A 15,306-nucleotide genomic window follows, 5' to 3' on the forward strand; every position below is an offset into this window, starting at 1 on the left:
GTCAGCGGGCCTCCTGAAGCGCCAATTTCCGGGTGAGGGTCGTCGCCGCCTGCGAGAGCGCGGCGGAAATGGCGGCGCGCTTGATCTGAAAGCGCGGCGTGACGCAGCCGATGTCGAGGCTGGCGAGGATGGAGCCGTCGGGCGCGAAGATCGGCGCGGCGATGCCGGTGCCGCCGAGGGCGAACTCCTCCTCGACGACGGCGATGCCGGCCTCGCGCACGGCGGCGACGATCTTGCGCAGGGCGTCCAGCCGGGTCTCGGTCAGCGGCGTCAGCCTGGCGCGCGGAACCGCCTGGAGCATCGCGTCGCAGCGTTCCTGCGAGGAATAGGCCGCCAGCACCCGCCCCATCGCCGTGCAGTAGAAGGGCGAGGTCGAGGCGAGCTCGACGTCGTAGCGGATCGGCTGCTGGGCGACGATCTTGGCCAGGATCTTGACGGCGCCCTGATCGGCGGCGCCGAGCAGCACGGTTTCCTCGACCTCCGCGCATAGGCGTTCCATCACCGGCTCGGCCAGCGCGATCAGCCGGGCATAGCGGTGGCCGCCCCAGCCGAAGCCGTGGCGGCGGAAGGTCTCGTTGAGGCGGTAGCGGTCGGCCTCGTCGCGGACGATGTAGCCGCGCACCAGCAGCGTGCGCAGCAGCATCAGCGTGCTGCTCTTCGGCAGGCCGAGCGCCTCGCAGCTCTCGCTCAGCGACGCGCCGGCCTCCTGCCCGGACAGATATTCCAGGAGGTCGAGCACCCGCGCGGCGGATCGGACTGTGCTGGTCATATATATGACCCTTATTCAGAATAGTGAACTTCCTAGGCCGGCGCCGGATCGATGTCAAACCGGCCGGGCGCAGGCGTTCCGACTCGGGAAAGCCGCGCGGCCGGTGGCGTGCCGTGGGTGATCGTTCAAGGCGGTTTGCCGGCCGCGGCCCCGGGATCCGGACGCATGCTTTCGCGAGAGGCGCATTCATGCGTGCAGGTGCCCTGTCCGGGGAACCGGGCGGGATGCGGATGCGGCGAATGGAAGGCGGAAGAAGCCGATGGCCGGCCGCGCTCGGCGACGAAGGCCGGAGGCTGTTGCGCCTACCCGCCCCGCCAGGAGGAGGGCTTGCCGGGCGGCGGCTCGTCGTCGAGGAGGATGCGCTCGCCGGCGCCGTCCATGTCGTCGTACTGGCCGCTCCTCAGCGCCCAGAGGAAGGCGGCGAGGCCGGCGAAGCCGAGGAACAGGGCGATCGGGACGAGGTAGAGCAGGACGGTCATGCCCGCTCCGCCGTCGCTGCGAGGGCAGGGGTCGCGGCTGCGGGGCTGGCGTCCCCGGCGGCCGCCGGCTGCGTGCGGAGCAGCCGCAAGGCGTTGCCGATGACCACCAGCGACGAGGCGGACATGGCGACGGCCGCGATCAGGGGCGTGGCATAGCCCAGAATGGCGATCGGCATCGCCAGCGCGTTGTAGAGCAGGGCGAGGCCGATATTCTGCCGGATCAGCCGTCCGGCCTGCGCGGAGATCGCGATGACGAAGGGCACGGCCTCCAGGCTGTCGTGCAGGAAGACGAAGTCGGCGGCGTTGCGCCCGATATCGGCGGCGGTCGCGGGCGCCATCGAGACATGGGCGGCAGCGAGGGCCGGCGCATCGTTCAGCCCGTCGCCGACCATCAGGGCCCGGTGGCCGTCGGCCGCCATTGCGGCGATGCGCTCCACCTTCTGCGAGGGCAGCAGGGCGGCCGCATAGCGGCGGATGCCGAGGCTGTCCGCCACCTCGCGGCAGGCGGCCTCGGTATCTCCCGAGAGCATCGCCACCGTCATGCCGGCCTGTTCGAGCGCCTGGACCGACTGCGCCGCGCCGGGCCTCAGCGCATCCTGGAAGCGGAAGCGCGCGCATTCGCGGCCGTCCCGCGCCAGAACGGTGCCGGGCCGTGCGGCTCCCGGTTCGCCCTCGCCGCCGGCGAGCGCCCAATCGGCGCGGCCGAGGCGCCAGACGGCGCCCTCGCACAGGCCTTCCATGCCGAAGCCGGGATGCTCGGCGATGGCGACGAAGCCGGGGGCGCCGAGGCGCCCTCGACCGGCCCGCGCGATCGCCTGCGACAGGGGATGGCGCGAATGTGCGCCCAGGGCGGCGGCCATGGCAAGCATGCCGGGCTCGATGTCGACCGCATTGGTGAGCCTCGGGCGCCCGGCCGTCAGCGTCCCGGTCTTGTCGAAGACGACGGTGTCGATCTCGGTCAGGCGCTCCATCGCCGCGCCGTCGCGGACCATCACGCCGCGGTCGAACAGGCGGCGGGCCGCGACCACCTGGACGATCGGCACGGCCAAGGCGAGCGCGCAGGGGCAGGTGATGATCAGCACCGCGATGGCGATGGTGATGGCCTTGTGCCAGTCGCCGTCGACGAGCATCCAGCCGAGGAAGGTCAGGAAGGCGGCGAGATGGACGACCGGCGCGTAGAGCGACGAGACACGGTCGGCGATGCGCCGGTAGCGCGTGCGCCCGCCCTCCGCCGCCTCCATCATGCGCAGCATCTCGGCCAGGAAGGAATCCTCGGCGCGCGCCGTGGCCTCGAGCGTCAGCGGCCCGGTGAGGTTGAGCGTTCCCGCCTGCACCGGCGCGCCGGGCCCGACGCGCCTCGGCCAGCTCTCGCCATTGACCAGCGAGCAGTCCAGATCGGAGGCGCCGCCGACCACCCGCGCATCGACGCAGATGCGCTCCCCCGCCGCCACCGCCAGCCGCATGCCGGGCTCGATCTCGCCGGTCTCGCGATAGTCGCGGCTGCCGTCGGGTGCGATCACGATCGCGCCGCGGGGTGCGAGGCGGGCGAGGCCGAGCACGGCGGAGCGGGCCTTGTCGCGCATCACATGGTCGAGCGTGCGCCCGACGAGGAGGAAGAACAGCAGCGAGACGCCAGCGTCGAAATAGGCGTGGTCGGCGTGGTTGAAGGTCTCGTAGAGGCTCATCGCATAGGACATCGTCACGCCGATGGCGATGGGCACGTCCATGTTCATGCGGCCGTGGCGCAGCGCGCTCCAGGCCGAGCGGTAGAAGATGCGGCCGGCGAAGACCAAGGCGGGCAGGGCGATCAGCGCCGAGATCCAGTGGAACAGGTCGCGGGTGGGGCCGTCGGCGCCGGACCAGACCGAGACCGACAGCAGCATGACGTTGCTGGCGGCGAAGCCCGAGACCGCGACCGCCCGCAGCAGCTCCGAGAGGGTCCGCTCCTTGCCGAGATCGGCCTCGTCGAACAGATGCGGCGGATAGCCCAGCCCCGACAGGGTTTCGACCAGCGGCGGCGGCCGGTCCTCCGTGAAGCGGATGGTGACGCGCCGGGTCGAGAGGTTGACGCGGGCGTCGGTCACGCCCTCCAGGCGCGACAGCCCCTGCTCGACGGTGCGGATGCAGGCGCCGCAATGCACCGCCGGAAGCGACAATTCGATCCGTGCCGTCCCGTCGCCGAGGCTGCGGGCGGCGTGGCGCAGTTCGTCCGCCGACAGGCTGCCGGCATCCGCGAAGGCTTCGGCACCCGGCGCGCAGCAGCTCATCGGATCGTTCCGCCGCGGACGGTCAGGCGCTTCCGGTCGTGATAGGGCCGGTCGAGCCCGGCTTCGGCGTGGATCTCGACGATCCAGACGCCGTCGCGCAGGGCGACCGGGGCCGCCAGCGCGCCGTCCGGCTGTAGGGTCAGGGTGACGTCCTGGTCCTCCGACTCGTAGGCGGGGCGGCGGAAGCTCGCCGCGGCGCGGGTGGCCGGCACCGCCCGGCCCTGGCCGTCGGTCAGCCGGTAGCTGACCCGGCCGTCGGCGATGGCGAGCGCGGAGGTCCAGCCCAGCGCCGCCTGCGCGCGGCCGGCCGCGGCCTTCTCGTTGAAGTCGCGGCTGGCGACATAGGTGTTCTCGACGATGAGGCCGGTCCAGCTCGACCGGGCGAGGAAGGCCATCGTCAGATTCACGGCGATGATGACCGAGAAGAAGGCGACCATGATGGCCAGCACATGCCGGCCGGTCAGTTCGCGTCGTCCGCCGACAGGGCTCATGGGCTCGGTTCCGGTGCGTCGAAGGTGGCGTCGTAATGGTCGCTTTCGGAGCTCGACTTGTCCTGGACCGAGAAGCGGACGTGCTGCGTCGCGCCGGCGACCTCCCCGCGCGGCTGGCGCACATAGACGCGCAGGGTCTTGAGCCTGTCCGGCTCGAGCTCGACGATGAAGGAGCGCCCGGCCGGCTGGTTCATGCCGACGATGGTCATCTCGCCTCCAGGCAGTCCCTCCAGCGACATGGTGATGGTCCGCAGCTCGGGGACCATGTTCAGGAGCTTGACCGTGTAGCCGTTGCGGATCGCGCCGTCGGCCAGGACGACGAATTGCGGGTTGCGGTCGGCCAGGACGCTCATCTGCAGCCGGTCCCGCGTCAGCAGGGCGAAGAGCAGGCCGAGCCCGACCAGCGACCAGGCGCCGAGATAGATCAGCGTGCGCGGCCGCAGCAGATTCCCGAGGTGGAAGGTGGCGACCTTGTCCGAGAGCCTGCCGCCGGCGCCGCGCACCCGGCGGGGGTCGACGGCGGAGGTTCCGCCCGCGGTCGCCAGCGCCATGTTGGAATCGTATTCCGCCAGCGTCGCATAGGCGATCAGCCCGCGATCCTTGCCGAGCTTGTCCATGACGCTGTCGCAGGCGTCGATGCAGAGCGCGCAGGTGATGCATTCGAGCTGCTGGCCGTCGCGGATGTCGATGCCCATCGGGCAGACCGCGACGCAGGCATTGCAGTCGACGCAATCGCCGACCGCCTGGCCGGCTGCGGCGGCCTTCTTCGCATGGCGCGTGCGCGGCTCTCCGCGCCAGTCGTTATAGGTGACGGTGAGCGAGTTCTCGTCGAGCATCGCCGCCTGGATACGCGGCCAGGGGCACATATAGGTGCAGACCTGCTCGCGCATCAGCCCGCCGAAGACGTAGGTGGTGGCGGTCAGGATCGCCACGGTGATGTAGGCCACCGCGGCGGCCCTTCCGGTCACCAGCGCGTGCAGCAATGTCGGCGCATCGGCGAAATAGAAGATCCAGGCGCCGCCCGTCGCCATCGCGACGGCCAGCCAGACCGCGTGCTTGGAGACCCGCTTCGCCAGCTTCCCGGCCGACCAGGGCGCGGCATCGAGCCTGATGCGGGCATTGCGGTCGCCCTCGATGGCGCGCTCGATCACCAGGAAGAGATCGACCCAGACCGTCTGCGGGCAGGCGTAGCCGCACCAGGCGCGCCCGATGGTCGAGGTCACCAGGAAGAGCCCGAAGCCGGCCATGATCAGCAGTCCGGCGACGAAATAGAGCTCCTGCGGCCAGATCTCGATGGGGAAGAAGTAGAAGCGCCGGTTCGCGAGATCGACCAGCACCGCCTGGTCGGGCGCGTGCGGGCCGCGGTCCCAGCGCAGCCAGGGCGTCAGATAATAGATGCCGAGCGTGACCAGCATCACGAGCCATTTGAAGCGCCGGAAGCGACCCTCGGCCCGCTTGGGGAAGATCTTCTTGCGTGCGGCGTAGAGCGGCTGGCGCACGCGCGCCGAATTGACCGCCGTTGCGTCAAACGTCTCGATATCCGACGTTTTGAGCATGTCCGTGATCTCCTAGCCGGGCCTCCTCCCGGGAGGCGCCGGCCATCGTTCCAGGGGCCGCGCGGGACCCGATCGCCTCGCGCGCGCCGCTACCTGCCGCCCCCGAGCGAGTGGACATAGACCGTCAGCTCCTTGACGAGCGTGTCGCCGAGGCGGCCCGCCCAGGCGGGCATGACGCCGTGCCGCGGCGCCCTGATCTGCGCGGCGATCGCCGCCGGGGTCGCGCCGTAGAGCCAGATGGCGTCGGTCAGGTCCGGGGCGCCGAGCTCGCGATTGCCCTTGCCGGCCTCGCCATGGCAGACGGCGCAGTTCTGGGCGAACACCGCCTTGCCGGCGGCGAGATCGGCCGGGGCCGCCCCGTCCGCCTTGCCCGACAGCGACAGCACATGGGAGGTGACCTGCGCGATCTGCCGGGAGTCGAGCATGCCGCCGAAGGCCGGCATCTCGGAGATCCGGGTGTCGGGATCCTCGGTGTAGCGGATGCCGTGGGCGATGGTCTGCTGGATGTCCCTGGCGGTGCCGCCCCAGAGCCATTCGTCGTCGTTGAGGTTGGGATAGCCCGGCGAGCCCTGCGCGCCCGAGCCGTGGCACTGCACGCAGTTGACCTTGAACGCGGCGGCGCCCGCCGCGGCGGCGAAGCTGCGCAGCGTGTCGTCGGCCATGATCTCGTCGATCGTCTTCGAGGAGATCGCCGCGATATAGCCGGCCTTGGCCTCCTGGGCGGCGTTCAGCTCCTTCTTGATCTCGCCCCGGCTGGAATATCCGAGCAGGCCGGTCGTCGCCGTGCGCAGCAGCGGCCAGGCGGGGTAGGCGACCATATAGGCCAGCGCCCAGACGATGGTCGCGTAGAAGGTGATCAGCCACCAGCGCGGCATCGGGGTGTCGAGTTCCTTGATCCCGTCCCAGGAATGCCCGGTCGTGGAGACGCCGGTGACCTGGTCGACTTCCTTTTCGCTCATCTCAGTCATCCTGAAGCGGAATGCGGGCGGCCTCGTCGGCCTTGGCGCGGCTGCCGGGGCGGAAGGCGAAGATCACGGCGCCGACGAAGAACAGGGCCATGCCCAGCAGGCCCCAACTGTCGGCGAAATGCCGCATGGCGGTGTAGGTCTCCATCGCAGCCCCCTCAGCGATAGCCCGCGGTTTCGTCATAGGTGGAGAAATCGACCAGCGTGCCGAGCATCTGGAGATAGGCGACCAGCGCGTCCATCTCGGTCAGCTCCTGCTTCTTGCCGTCGAAATTGCCGATCTTGACCTTGGGATAGCGGGATTCGAGCCCGCTGCCGTCGGCGTCCGGGTCGGCCTGGGTCCGCATGTCCGACTCGGCATTGGCGATCATGTCGTCGGTATAGGGGACGCCGACCCGGCGATTGGCCACGAGATGGCCGGTGATGCCCGCGGTGTCGAGCGGCTTGTCCTTGAGGAAGGCGTAGCTCGGCATGACCGATTCCGGCACGACCGAGCGCGGCTCGACCAGATGCTGGACATGCCATTCATTGGAATAGCGCTGCCCGACGCGGGCGAGGTCAGGGCCGGTGCGCTTCGAGCCCCACTGGAAGGAGTGGTCGTACATCGACTCGGCGGCCAGGCTGTAATGCCCGTAGCGCTCGACCTCGTCGCGGAACGGCCGGATCATCTGCGAGTGGCAGGCATAGCAGCCCTCGCGGATGTAGATGTTGCGCCCGGCCAGTTCGAGCGGGGTGTAGGGCCGCATGCCGTCGACCTTCTCGACGGTGTTCTGGAGGTAGAAGAGCGGCGCGATTTCGACGATGCCGCCGACCGTGACGACGGCGAGCGAGGCGATCAGCAGCAGCGTCGCGTTCTTCTCGAGCTTGGCGTGGTTCTTCAGAATCGACATGGATCACACTCACTCGGCAGGCTGCGCGGCCAGGCCGCTCACCGGCTGTTCCCTGCCCATCGGCGCCTCGTCGCGGACGCGCCCGCGGATGGTCTGGTAGACGTTCCACGCCATCAGGAAGCCGCCGGCGAGGTAGAGCAGCCCGCCGGTGGCGCGCATGACGTAGTAGGGGTGCATGGCGGCGACGGTTTCGGCGAAGGAGTAGATCAGGAAGCCCTGCTCGTCGTATTCGCGCCACATCAGGCCCTGCATGATGCCCGACACCCACATCGCCGCGGCGTAGAGGACGATCCCCAGCGTCGCCAGCCAGAAGTGCCAGTTGACCATGCGGATCGAGTAGAGGCGCTCGCGCCCCCACAGCTTCGGCGTCAGGAAGTAGACGGCGGCGAAGGTGATCATGCCGTTCCAGCCCAGCGCGCCGGCATGGACGTGGGCGATGGTCCAGTCGGTGTAGTGCGAGAGCGCGTTGACCGCTTTGATCGACAGCATCGGCCCCTCGAAGGTCGCCATGCCGTAGAAGGCGATGGCGGCCACCATCAGGCGCACGATCGGGTCGGTCCGGATCTTGTCCCAGGCGCCCGACAGGGTCATCAGCCCGTTGATCATGCCGCCCCAGGAGGGCATCCACAGCATGATCGAGAAGACCATGCCCAGCGTCTGGGCCCAGTCGGGCACGGCCGTGTAGTGCAGATGGTGCGGGCCGGCCCAGATGTAGAGAAAGATGATCGACCAGAAATGGACGATCGACAGGCGGTAGGAATAGACCGGCCGGTTCACCTGCTTGGGCACGAAGTAATACATCATGGCCAGGAAGGGCACGGTCAGGAAGAAGGCCACCGCGTTGTGGCCGTACCACCATTGCGTGACCGCATCCTGCACGCCGGAGAAGGCGGAATAGCTCTTCGCGCCGAAGATCGAGACCGGCACCGCCATGTTGTTGATCACGTGCAGCATGGCGATCGTGATGATGAACGACATGAAGAACCAGTTGGCCACGTAGATATGCGGCTCCTTGCGCCGCAGGATCGTGCCCATGAAGACGACGAGATAGGCGACCCAGACGATGGTGAGCCAGAGATCGACATACCATTCGGGCTCGGCGTATTCGCGCGACTGGGTGATGCCGAGCAGATAGCCCGTGGCGGCCATGACGATGAAGAGCTGGTAGCCCCAGAACACGAACCAGGCGAGGTCGCCGCCGAACAGCCGCGTGCGGCAGGTGCGCTGCACGACGTAGAACGAGCTGGCGATCAGCGCATTGCCGCCGAACGCGAAGATCACCGCCGAGGTGTGCAACGGGCGGACGCGGCCGAAACTGAACCAGGGCTCGACATTGAGGTCGGGGAAGGCGAGCTGGAAGGCGATCAGCACGCCGACGAGGAAGCCGACGACGCCCCAGAACACGGTGGCGATCACGCCGTAGCGGATCGGCTCGTCGAGATAGGCCGTCTCGTCGGCGGGGGAGGCCGGCGCGAAATCGGCGTTGCGCATCAGCAGGGCGGTGAAGCCGATCAGCACGAAGAAGACGATCCACATATGCTGCCGGAACAGGTCGTCGACCGCGAATGCGGCGCCCAGAAAGGCGATGAAAGCCAGCGCCCCGGAAAGGACGATCCCTATGCCATGCTTCATGAAGCGGCCCCCAAGCCTAAATGCCTCATGGCCGGCACCGCGCGGTGCCGGCCTTTCGTCAGATCTTCCAAACTGCCAGGGCGCTCTCACGCAGAGGGCCCATGTCCCGTCCTTCCGATCCCGCCTGGGCGCGAGGGTATAGTTCCGGCGCTCAGGCTGGACTTGATCGAGATCAAACCTGCGCGGAATGCGGCCGCGGCCCTCTGCCGCGGCGGGCGCCGGGGCTATCGCGGCGAGCGGCTTCACTGGCGACGCTCGGCGGCAACAAGGAGCGCTTGCCCCGGATCGAGGCCGTTTTACCTCCCGATGATCCGTCCTGCGCCAGGCTTGTCGGGGGGCCGGCGCCGTCCCAGCAGGCCTTCGCCGAGTAGGGCCGCGGGCTGAGACGATCCTGGGGGCGATGGCGCCGGAGGACCGTGCGGCGCCGGAGCGCGGCGTCGAGGCCTTGCGCCAGGCGGTTCGCCGGCAGACCGAGGACAGGCGCTGACGCTTCGGCGGCAGGTCGCGGTCCCCGGGACAAGCCGATCGCTTGATCAGGGCGCGCGCGAAGGGCGCCCCTGCCGATCGCCGATACGCCGGGGCCGCCTGCGGGTGGGGTTTCGCGCGCTGACCTTCGGCGGCTCAGGAATGTTCCTGGGCGAAGGTCCAGTTCCGAGCCGCCTGGCGATGCGTCCAATAGGCGGCGAAGCGCCCGCCAGCCGCGATCAGCTCATCGCGGGAACCGGCCTCGACCACGCGCCCCTCTTCGACGAACAGGATCCGGTCGGCGCGGGCGATGGTCTCCAGCCGGTGCGCCACGATGAGAACCGTGCGCTGCCCGAACCGGCTCAGCGCCGTCACCACCGCGGCCTCGTTCAAGGCATCGAGCCCGCTCGTCGCCTCGTCGAGCAGCAGGATCGGCGCGTCCTTCAGGAGGGCGCGGGCGATGCTGACGCGCTGGCGCTCGCCGCCGGAAAGGGCCGCGCCGCCCTCGCCGACCGGCGCGTCCCAGCCGCCGAGGCGCTCGACGATCTCGACGACGCCGGCAGCCGCGGCCGCGGCGTGCAATTCCGCGTCGCTGGCCTCCGGCCGGGCGACGCGGATATTCTCGGCGATGCCGCCTTCGAAGAGCTGGACGTTCTGGAAGACGATGGCGAGCTGGTCCATCAGCGTCGCGGGATCGTAGCTGCGGACGTCGTGGCCGCAGACGCGGACCTCGCCGACATCGGCGTCGTGGAGCCGCGCGACCAGCGACAGGATGGTGCTCTTGCCCCCGCCCGAAGGGCCGACGATCGCGGTGGTGCTGCCGGCGGGCACGGTGAAGGAGATGTCGGCGAGGACCCGCAGCCCGTCCGGGCTGAAGCCGACATGGGTGAACGCGATCGCCGGCGGCCCCGGCCTGGCGCCGATCTGTGGCCTGGTCTGGGCCGGCACGTCGAGGATGGCGAGCGTGCGGCCCGCGGCGCCATAGGCTCCCTCCAGCGCCGGGAACAGCTCCGAGAGCGTGTTGAGCGGCTCCAGGAAGCGCAGCACCACGACGATCAGCGCGACCGTGCGCGCGGCGTCGGTCATGCCGCTGGCGAACATCCAGGCCAGCATCGCCACCAGCGCGAGCAGGGTGATCTGCATCGCGAGCGAGAAGACGAGCGTTCCCGGCACGGTGAACCAGAGCAGGCGCAGGCCGCTGCGGCGCTGCGCCGCGAGGGCCTCGCCGAGCGGCGTGCCGTCGACGCCGATGCGTCCCGCGGCGCGCAGCACGAGCTGCGAGCGGGCGAATTCCTCGGTGCGGGCTGCGGCGGCTTCCGAGACGGCGGCGTAATCCGCCTCGACCTGGCGCAGCAGCCGCCCCGCGAGAAGCAGCGCGCCGAACAGCAGCGGCACCGCCGCGAGCGCGGCGAGCCCGAGCGGCCAGGCGACGAAGAGCAGGCCGATGCCGATCGCCGGAGGCAGCATGACGCTGATCGAGGCAAGGGTCGCGAGGTTGACGGTGCTGGCGAACAGTTCCGGCACCGCGCCGGCGAGCGCCCGCTTCGCCTGGGACTGGCGCTCGGCGCCGAACCAGCCGATCGGCACCGCCAGCAGGTGGTCGACGAGGCGGCGGTTCATCGAGGTCATCATCGCGAAGCCGAGATCGAAGGCCCGCATCACCAGATGGCGCTCCAGCACCCAGCCGGCGACGACGCTCGCCGCGAGGGCGCCGAGCCAGGGCAAGGCGCCGCGCGGATCCGGCGAGAACAGCTCGCCCAGCAGCGGCACCAGCAGCAGCGCCGCGGCCGCGCGCAGGATCGCGGCGGCGGCGGCGAAGAGGAGATAGGGCACGAGGCGGGGGCGGGCCTCCGCCGGAAGCAGGGCGGAGACGATCATGATGCCTTCCTCGTTTCGCCGCCGGCCTGCCAGAGGTCGCGATAGAGGCCGGGCCGGGCCAGCAGCTCGGCATGCCGCCCGCGCTGGACGATGCGGCCGGCCTGCATCACCGCGATGCAATCCGCCTGCACCACGGTATGCAGCCGGTGCGCCACGACCAGGACGGTCCGCTGGCCGAGCAGCGCGCTCAGCGCCTTCTGGACGAGATGCTCCGATTCCGGATCGGCGAAGGCGGTGGCCTCGTCCAGCACCAGGATCGGCGGATCGGCGAGCAGGGCGCGCGCGATGGAAAGACGCTGCGCCTCGCCGCCCGAAAGGCGCGCATCCTCGCCGACGACGCTGTCATAGCCGCGCGGCGCGGCCTGGATGCGCTCATGGATCTGCGCGGCGCGGGCGGCCGCCTCGATCTCGGCCATCGTCGCGCCCGGGCGGGCGAGCGCGATGTTGTCGCGCAGCGAGGCCTGGATCAGCCGCACGTCCTGGAAGACGAAGCCGACCGCGCGTTGCAGCGCCTGCGGCTTCAATTCGCGGATGTCGATCTCCTCCGCACCGGCGACGATGCGGACCGCGCCCGAGGTGACGTCGTGGAAGCGGCCGGGCAGGCCGGCGAGCGTCGACTTGCCGGCGCCGCTCGGGCCGACCAGCGCCGTCAGCGTGCCGGGCGCCAGCAGCAGGTCGATCCCGTGCAGCACCGGCCTGCGCGGGCGGTAGCCGAAGCTCGCCGCGTCGAAGCGCAGGCCGAGCGGCCCCGGCGGCAGGTCGCGATGGGCGAGGCTGCGGTCGAGCTCCCGTTCTTCCAGCAGCTTGCCGATGCGCCGCGCCGCCTGCCTGGCCTCGCGCATCGGCACGAAGCCGTACATCGCCGCCATGATCTGCGTGCCGAAGGCCGTGCCGAGGAAAAGGAAGGGCAGGAGATCGGCCGGAGCCAGGCCGCCGGAGACCACGCGCCAGCAGCCGACCGCCATGATCAGCAGCAGGAAGGCCGGCGGCTGGATCGCGAGCTGGGAGGCGACCTTGCGCCCGGCCATGGGGCGCTGCCAGCCGTTGAGGAAGGCGGCCTGCCCGTCCAGCACCCCCCGCACGGCCCGCCCGTCGCCGCCGAAGACGCGCACGACCGGCAGGGCCTCGATGAAGGCGCTCGCCGCCGCCGTGGCCCGCTTCGTCCACTCGGCATGGGCGGCGAGCTTGTCGGCGACGCCGCGCATCATGTGGCTGAGCAGGGCGACGAAGGCGATCAGCGGCAGGAAGAGCAGCGCCGCGAGGCCGGCATCGACCGTGAAGAGATAGAGTATCACCGCGAGCGGGGTGACGATGCCGGCGACGATGTCGGGCACGGCATGGGTCACCATGTAGTGCAGCCGTCCGGCATCCTCCTGCACGGCCTGGTGGACGGCCGCGGCATTGCGCTCGCTGAACCAGCCGAGCGGCAGCCGCACCAGCTTGCCGACGATCGACAGCCTCAGCGTGTAGCCGAAGCGGGCATCCACGGCATGCAGCCAGAGCATCAGCCCGGCCGACAGCATCGCCGCCGCGCCGAAGAGGCCGACCGCCCAGAAGATCAGCGGCGCCAGAGCCTCCCAGCGCGTCTCGCCGGCCAGGAGCCGCCGGCCGAGTTCGGCGATCAGGAGGAGAGGGGCGAGCTGCATCAGCGAGACCAGCGCCTGCATCAGGCCGGCGGCGCGGAGCTTCCAGCGCAGGGAGGCCAGCAGTTCCTCGCCCCCCTGCGAACGCCAGCGCGGGCGCCGGGCGGGGCCGGACCGCGTCGCGGCGGCGGCCGATGGCGCGGCGGCGGTCGACGGCACGGCGGATGCGGAGGGAGCCGCCTCGACGGCCTCCTCGTCGGTTCGCCCGCTCGTCTCCTTGCGCAGCCGCATCGCCTTGCCGCGGATCCAGTAGGCGGCATGCTTGATGTCGCTGAGCGGAAAGCCGTGGACGCGGTTGAGCGCGGCGCGCAATTCCTTGATCGCGGCGTTCTCGGCGGCGCACCAGGCGTACCAGTTCGACCAGTCGCGCACCGGCACGGCGGCCGCGAGGGCGCCGGTGCCGGGGCCGGTCCAGATCACCTCGGCTCCGGGATGCTTCCCGATCGGGATCAGCGCGTCGTCGGGCGCATGCGCCTGGAGGATCACCACGACCTGCGCCTCCGGCGGCAGCACGCCGAGGATGGCGTTGATCGCCGGGATCGCGGCGGGATCGCCCATCAGCAGGTAGCCCTCCGGGTCCTCCGGCGGGTCGAATTTGTGGAACATGTAGTAGGAGGCGGCGATGGTGTCGCCCGGCTTCGCCGCCGCCGCCCAGCCCGAGGCCGGGCCCATCGGCTCGTGCAGCACGAAGTCGAAGCTGACCTCTCCCGTCGTCGCGTCGGGCTCGACCAGCGTATAGCCGCGCTGGTGCACCTTGCCCGGCTCGGCCGGGTCGGGCGCCCAGAGCCGGATATAGCTCGCCGTCGGCGTCTCGCGGCCGTCGATCATCGTCGGGGCCGAAAAGCGGATGCGCCGGAAGCCCGGCGTGATGTCCGTGACCGAAACGACGGTCATGAGATGATCCGTGGCCCCGAAGGCCTTCATCATCGTCTTCTGAAAACCACCGGCCACGACTGCCTCCAAATGCCGGTCGCTGGGTGCACAGCCCGGCTGGCCCTGTCAAATCAGGCGGCGTCGGCCCCGGCAATCGTAAACGCAAATAATAGACGGTGGGAAAGACTGGGTTTTGCCTCTTTTTCACGATTGACTATTTTCACGATGCGCCAAAATGAGGTAGGCTGCTTGGAGAATACGCTAGGATGGAACTGTTCTTAATCAAGAAAGACCTTGCGCTACCATGGCCTTGCAGAATCTGATCCCCTCAGGCGGCATGACGGCATCGGATATCGTTCGCCTCGGCGCCGCCTTCTCGCTCGGGGCCCAGCCGGTCGACGTCTCGCCGCGCGAGCTCGACACGCCGCTCTATACCGGGCGCCTGCTGGCCCATGAGGTGCAGCCCGGGCTGACGGTGACGGCGAGCGACATCACCTATGTCACGAACCAGGACCTCACCGTCGATATCGAGCCGACCCTGCTCTGCGGCGTCATGCTGAAGGGCTGCACCACCGAGACCGAGGTGATCGGCTACGGGCGCGTCACGCGCTGCCCCGAACGGGTCCATCTGATGGGGTTCGGCGTGCCGATGCGCTATCGCAGCCCCGTCGTCAGCGGCCAGCGCTTCCTGACCGCCGGCTTCTTCCTGAAGCCGGCCTTCTTCGCGCGTTTCGGAGACGACCTGGCGGATGACGGGCTGGCGACGCTGCAGGAGCTCGTCACCGGCGAATTCCGGATGGAGACGCTGGCGCGCTCGGCCCGACTGCTGGAGATCGCCCGCCTGTGCCACGAGCATCCCTATCGCGGCCAGCTCGGAGAGCTTTTCCTGGAAAGCAACGCCCTGTCCTATGTCGTCGAGGTCGCGGAGCTCCTCAAGCGGGAACGCCGCATGATCGCGCTGATGGGGCGGCGCCAGTACGAGCGGGTGCTGGAAGCGCGCGAGATCCTCGATTCCGACCTGGTGAACACGCCGACGAGCCTGCAGCTCGCGCGCCGCGTCGGCGTCAACGTCACGACGCTGCAGACCAATTTCAAGGCCGTGTTCGGCACCACGATCTTCGGCCATGTCCGCGACCAGAGGCTGCTGATGGCGCGTGTCCTGCTGCAGGAGCATGGGCTGGGCGTGGCCGAGGCCGCGCATCGCGTCGGCTTCTCGCGCCCGTCCGCCTTCAGTGCCGCCTACCGGAAATACTTCGGCTGCTCGCCGCGCTCCGAGATCAGGCAAGGTAAAGGCGCCTAGAGAACTCTGGAAGCGCTCTAATATATATTTGTTTTCGCGAATGTTTTTCGCGTTCGAACGACAGTCCCGCCATGGCGGTCGCCGGCGTCGCGCCTGTA

General features: G+C 69.7%; 12 protein-coding genes. 1 reads left to right on the forward strand and 11 read right to left on the reverse strand.

Annotation, left to right across the window (positions count from 1 at the left end; genetic code table 11):
• Position 1: 1 nt before the first annotated feature.
• From ACWH43_RS01300 to ACWH43_RS01350, 11 genes are all read right to left on the reverse strand, one after another.
• Positions 2-769 (reverse strand): IclR family transcriptional regulator, encoded by a 768-nt coding sequence (locus ACWH43_RS01300; RefSeq protein WP_158446102.1) that lies wholly within the window; start codon positions 767-769, stop codon positions 2-4.
• Between the two features lie 302 nt (positions 770-1,071).
• Complete coding sequence (gene ccoS / locus ACWH43_RS01305; protein ID WP_158446101.1) at positions 1,072-1,248, reverse strand: cbb3-type cytochrome oxidase assembly protein CcoS; 177 nt, start codon at positions 1,246-1,248, stop codon at positions 1,072-1,074.
• The gene (locus ACWH43_RS01310) at positions 1,245-3,515 is read right to left on the reverse strand and encodes a cation-translocating P-type ATPase (protein ID WP_158446100.1); all 2,271 of its coding nucleotides are present in this window, start codon (positions 3,513-3,515) and stop codon (positions 1,245-1,247) included. Before ACWH43_RS01310 ends, ccoS begins: the two co-directional genes overlap by 4 nt.
• On the reverse strand, positions 3,512-4,006 hold the full coding sequence (locus tag ACWH43_RS01315; RefSeq protein ID WP_158446099.1) for a FixH family protein: 495 nt from the start codon (positions 4,004-4,006) through the stop codon (positions 3,512-3,514). The genes ACWH43_RS01310 and ACWH43_RS01315 overlap by 4 nt, the downstream gene beginning before the upstream one ends.
• Entirely contained in the window at positions 4,003-5,562 is a 1,560-nt protein-coding gene (gene ccoG / locus ACWH43_RS01320) for a cytochrome c oxidase accessory protein CcoG (protein ID WP_158446098.1), read from the reverse strand. Before ccoG ends, ACWH43_RS01315 begins: the two co-directional genes overlap by 4 nt.
• Positions 5,563-5,651: 89 nt before the next feature.
• Positions 5,652-6,521, reverse strand: coding sequence for a cytochrome-c oxidase, cbb3-type subunit III (ccoP, locus tag ACWH43_RS01325; RefSeq protein WP_158446097.1), 870 nt, complete (start codon positions 6,519-6,521; stop codon positions 5,652-5,654).
• A gap of 1 nt (position 6,522) precedes the next feature.
• Entirely contained in the window at positions 6,523-6,675 is a 153-nt protein-coding gene (locus ACWH43_RS01330) for a cbb3-type cytochrome c oxidase subunit 3 (RefSeq protein WP_158446096.1), read from the reverse strand.
• Between the two features lie 10 nt (positions 6,676-6,685).
• The gene (gene ccoO, locus ACWH43_RS01335; RefSeq protein WP_158446095.1) at positions 6,686-7,417 is read right to left on the reverse strand and encodes a cytochrome-c oxidase, cbb3-type subunit II; all 732 of its coding nucleotides are present in this window, start codon (positions 7,415-7,417) and stop codon (positions 6,686-6,688) included.
• Between the two features lie 9 nt (positions 7,418-7,426).
• Positions 7,427-9,049: a cytochrome-c oxidase, cbb3-type subunit I gene (gene ccoN / locus ACWH43_RS01340; RefSeq protein ID WP_158446108.1), complete on the reverse strand. Its 1,623-nt coding sequence runs from the start codon at positions 9,047-9,049 to the stop codon at positions 7,427-7,429.
• A gap of 621 nt (positions 9,050-9,670) precedes the next feature.
• Entirely contained in the window at positions 9,671-11,392 is a 1,722-nt protein-coding gene (locus tag ACWH43_RS01345; RefSeq protein WP_158447083.1) for an ABC transporter ATP-binding protein, read from the reverse strand.
• Positions 11,389-13,929 carry an ABC transporter ATP-binding protein/permease gene (locus ACWH43_RS01350; protein ID WP_260348204.1) on the reverse strand — a complete coding sequence of 847 codons (2,541 nt, stop codon included), beginning with the start codon at positions 13,927-13,929 and terminating at the stop codon, positions 11,389-11,391. Before ACWH43_RS01350 ends, ACWH43_RS01345 begins: the two co-directional genes overlap by 4 nt.
• Before the next feature lie 283 nt (positions 13,930-14,212).
• On the opposite strand from ACWH43_RS01350, the gene ACWH43_RS01355 reads away from it, so the two are divergent.
• Positions 14,213-15,208 carry a helix-turn-helix transcriptional regulator gene (locus ACWH43_RS01355; RefSeq protein WP_158446746.1) on the forward strand — a complete coding sequence of 332 codons (996 nt, stop codon included), beginning with the start codon at positions 14,213-14,215 and terminating at the stop codon, positions 15,206-15,208.
• Positions 15,209-15,306 lie beyond the last annotated feature (98 nt).

This window comes from Allobosea minatitlanensis (genome assembly GCF_964020775.1).

Bases quoted from the DNA above. Each gene is read 5' to 3' on its own strand.
- ACWH43_RS01310 (WP_158446100.1), bottom strand. From the start codon at position 3,515: ATGAGCTGCTGCGCGCCGGGTGCCGAAGCCTTCGCGGATGCCGGCAGC.
- ccoO (WP_158446095.1), bottom strand. From the start codon at position 7,417: ATGTCGATTCTGAAGAACCACGCCAAGCTCGAGAAGAACGCGACGCTG.
- ACWH43_RS01345 (WP_158447083.1), bottom strand. From the start codon at position 11,392: ATGATCGTCTCCGCCCTGCTTCCGGCGGAGGCCCGCCCCCGCCTCGTG.
- ccoS (WP_158446101.1), bottom strand. From the start codon at position 1,248: ATGACCGTCCTGCTCTACCTCGTCCCGATCGCCCTGTTCCTCGGCTTC.
- ccoP (WP_158446097.1), bottom strand. From the start codon at position 6,521: ATGAGCGAAAAGGAAGTCGACCAGGTCACCGGCGTCTCCACGACCGGG.
- ccoN (WP_158446108.1), bottom strand. From the start codon at position 9,049: ATGAAGCATGGCATAGGGATCGTCCTTTCCGGGGCGCTGGCTTTCATC.
- ccoG (WP_158446098.1), bottom strand. From the start codon at position 5,562: ATGCTCAAAACGTCGGATATCGAGACGTTTGACGCAACGGCGGTCAAT.
- ACWH43_RS01350 (WP_260348204.1), bottom strand. From the start codon at position 13,929: ATGACCGTCGTTTCGGTCACGGACATCACGCCGGGCTTCCGGCGCATC.
- ACWH43_RS01355 (WP_158446746.1), top strand. From the start codon at position 14,213: ATGGCCTTGCAGAATCTGATCCCCTCAGGCGGCATGACGGCATCGGAT.
- ACWH43_RS01300 (WP_158446102.1), bottom strand. From the start codon at position 769: ATGACCAGCACAGTCCGATCCGCCGCGCGGGTGCTCGACCTCCTGGAA.
- ACWH43_RS01315 (WP_158446099.1), bottom strand. From the start codon at position 4,006: ATGAGCCCTGTCGGCGGACGACGCGAACTGACCGGCCGGCATGTGCTG.
- ACWH43_RS01330 (WP_158446096.1), bottom strand. From the start codon at position 6,675: ATGGAGACCTACACCGCCATGCGGCATTTCGCCGACAGTTGGGGCCTG.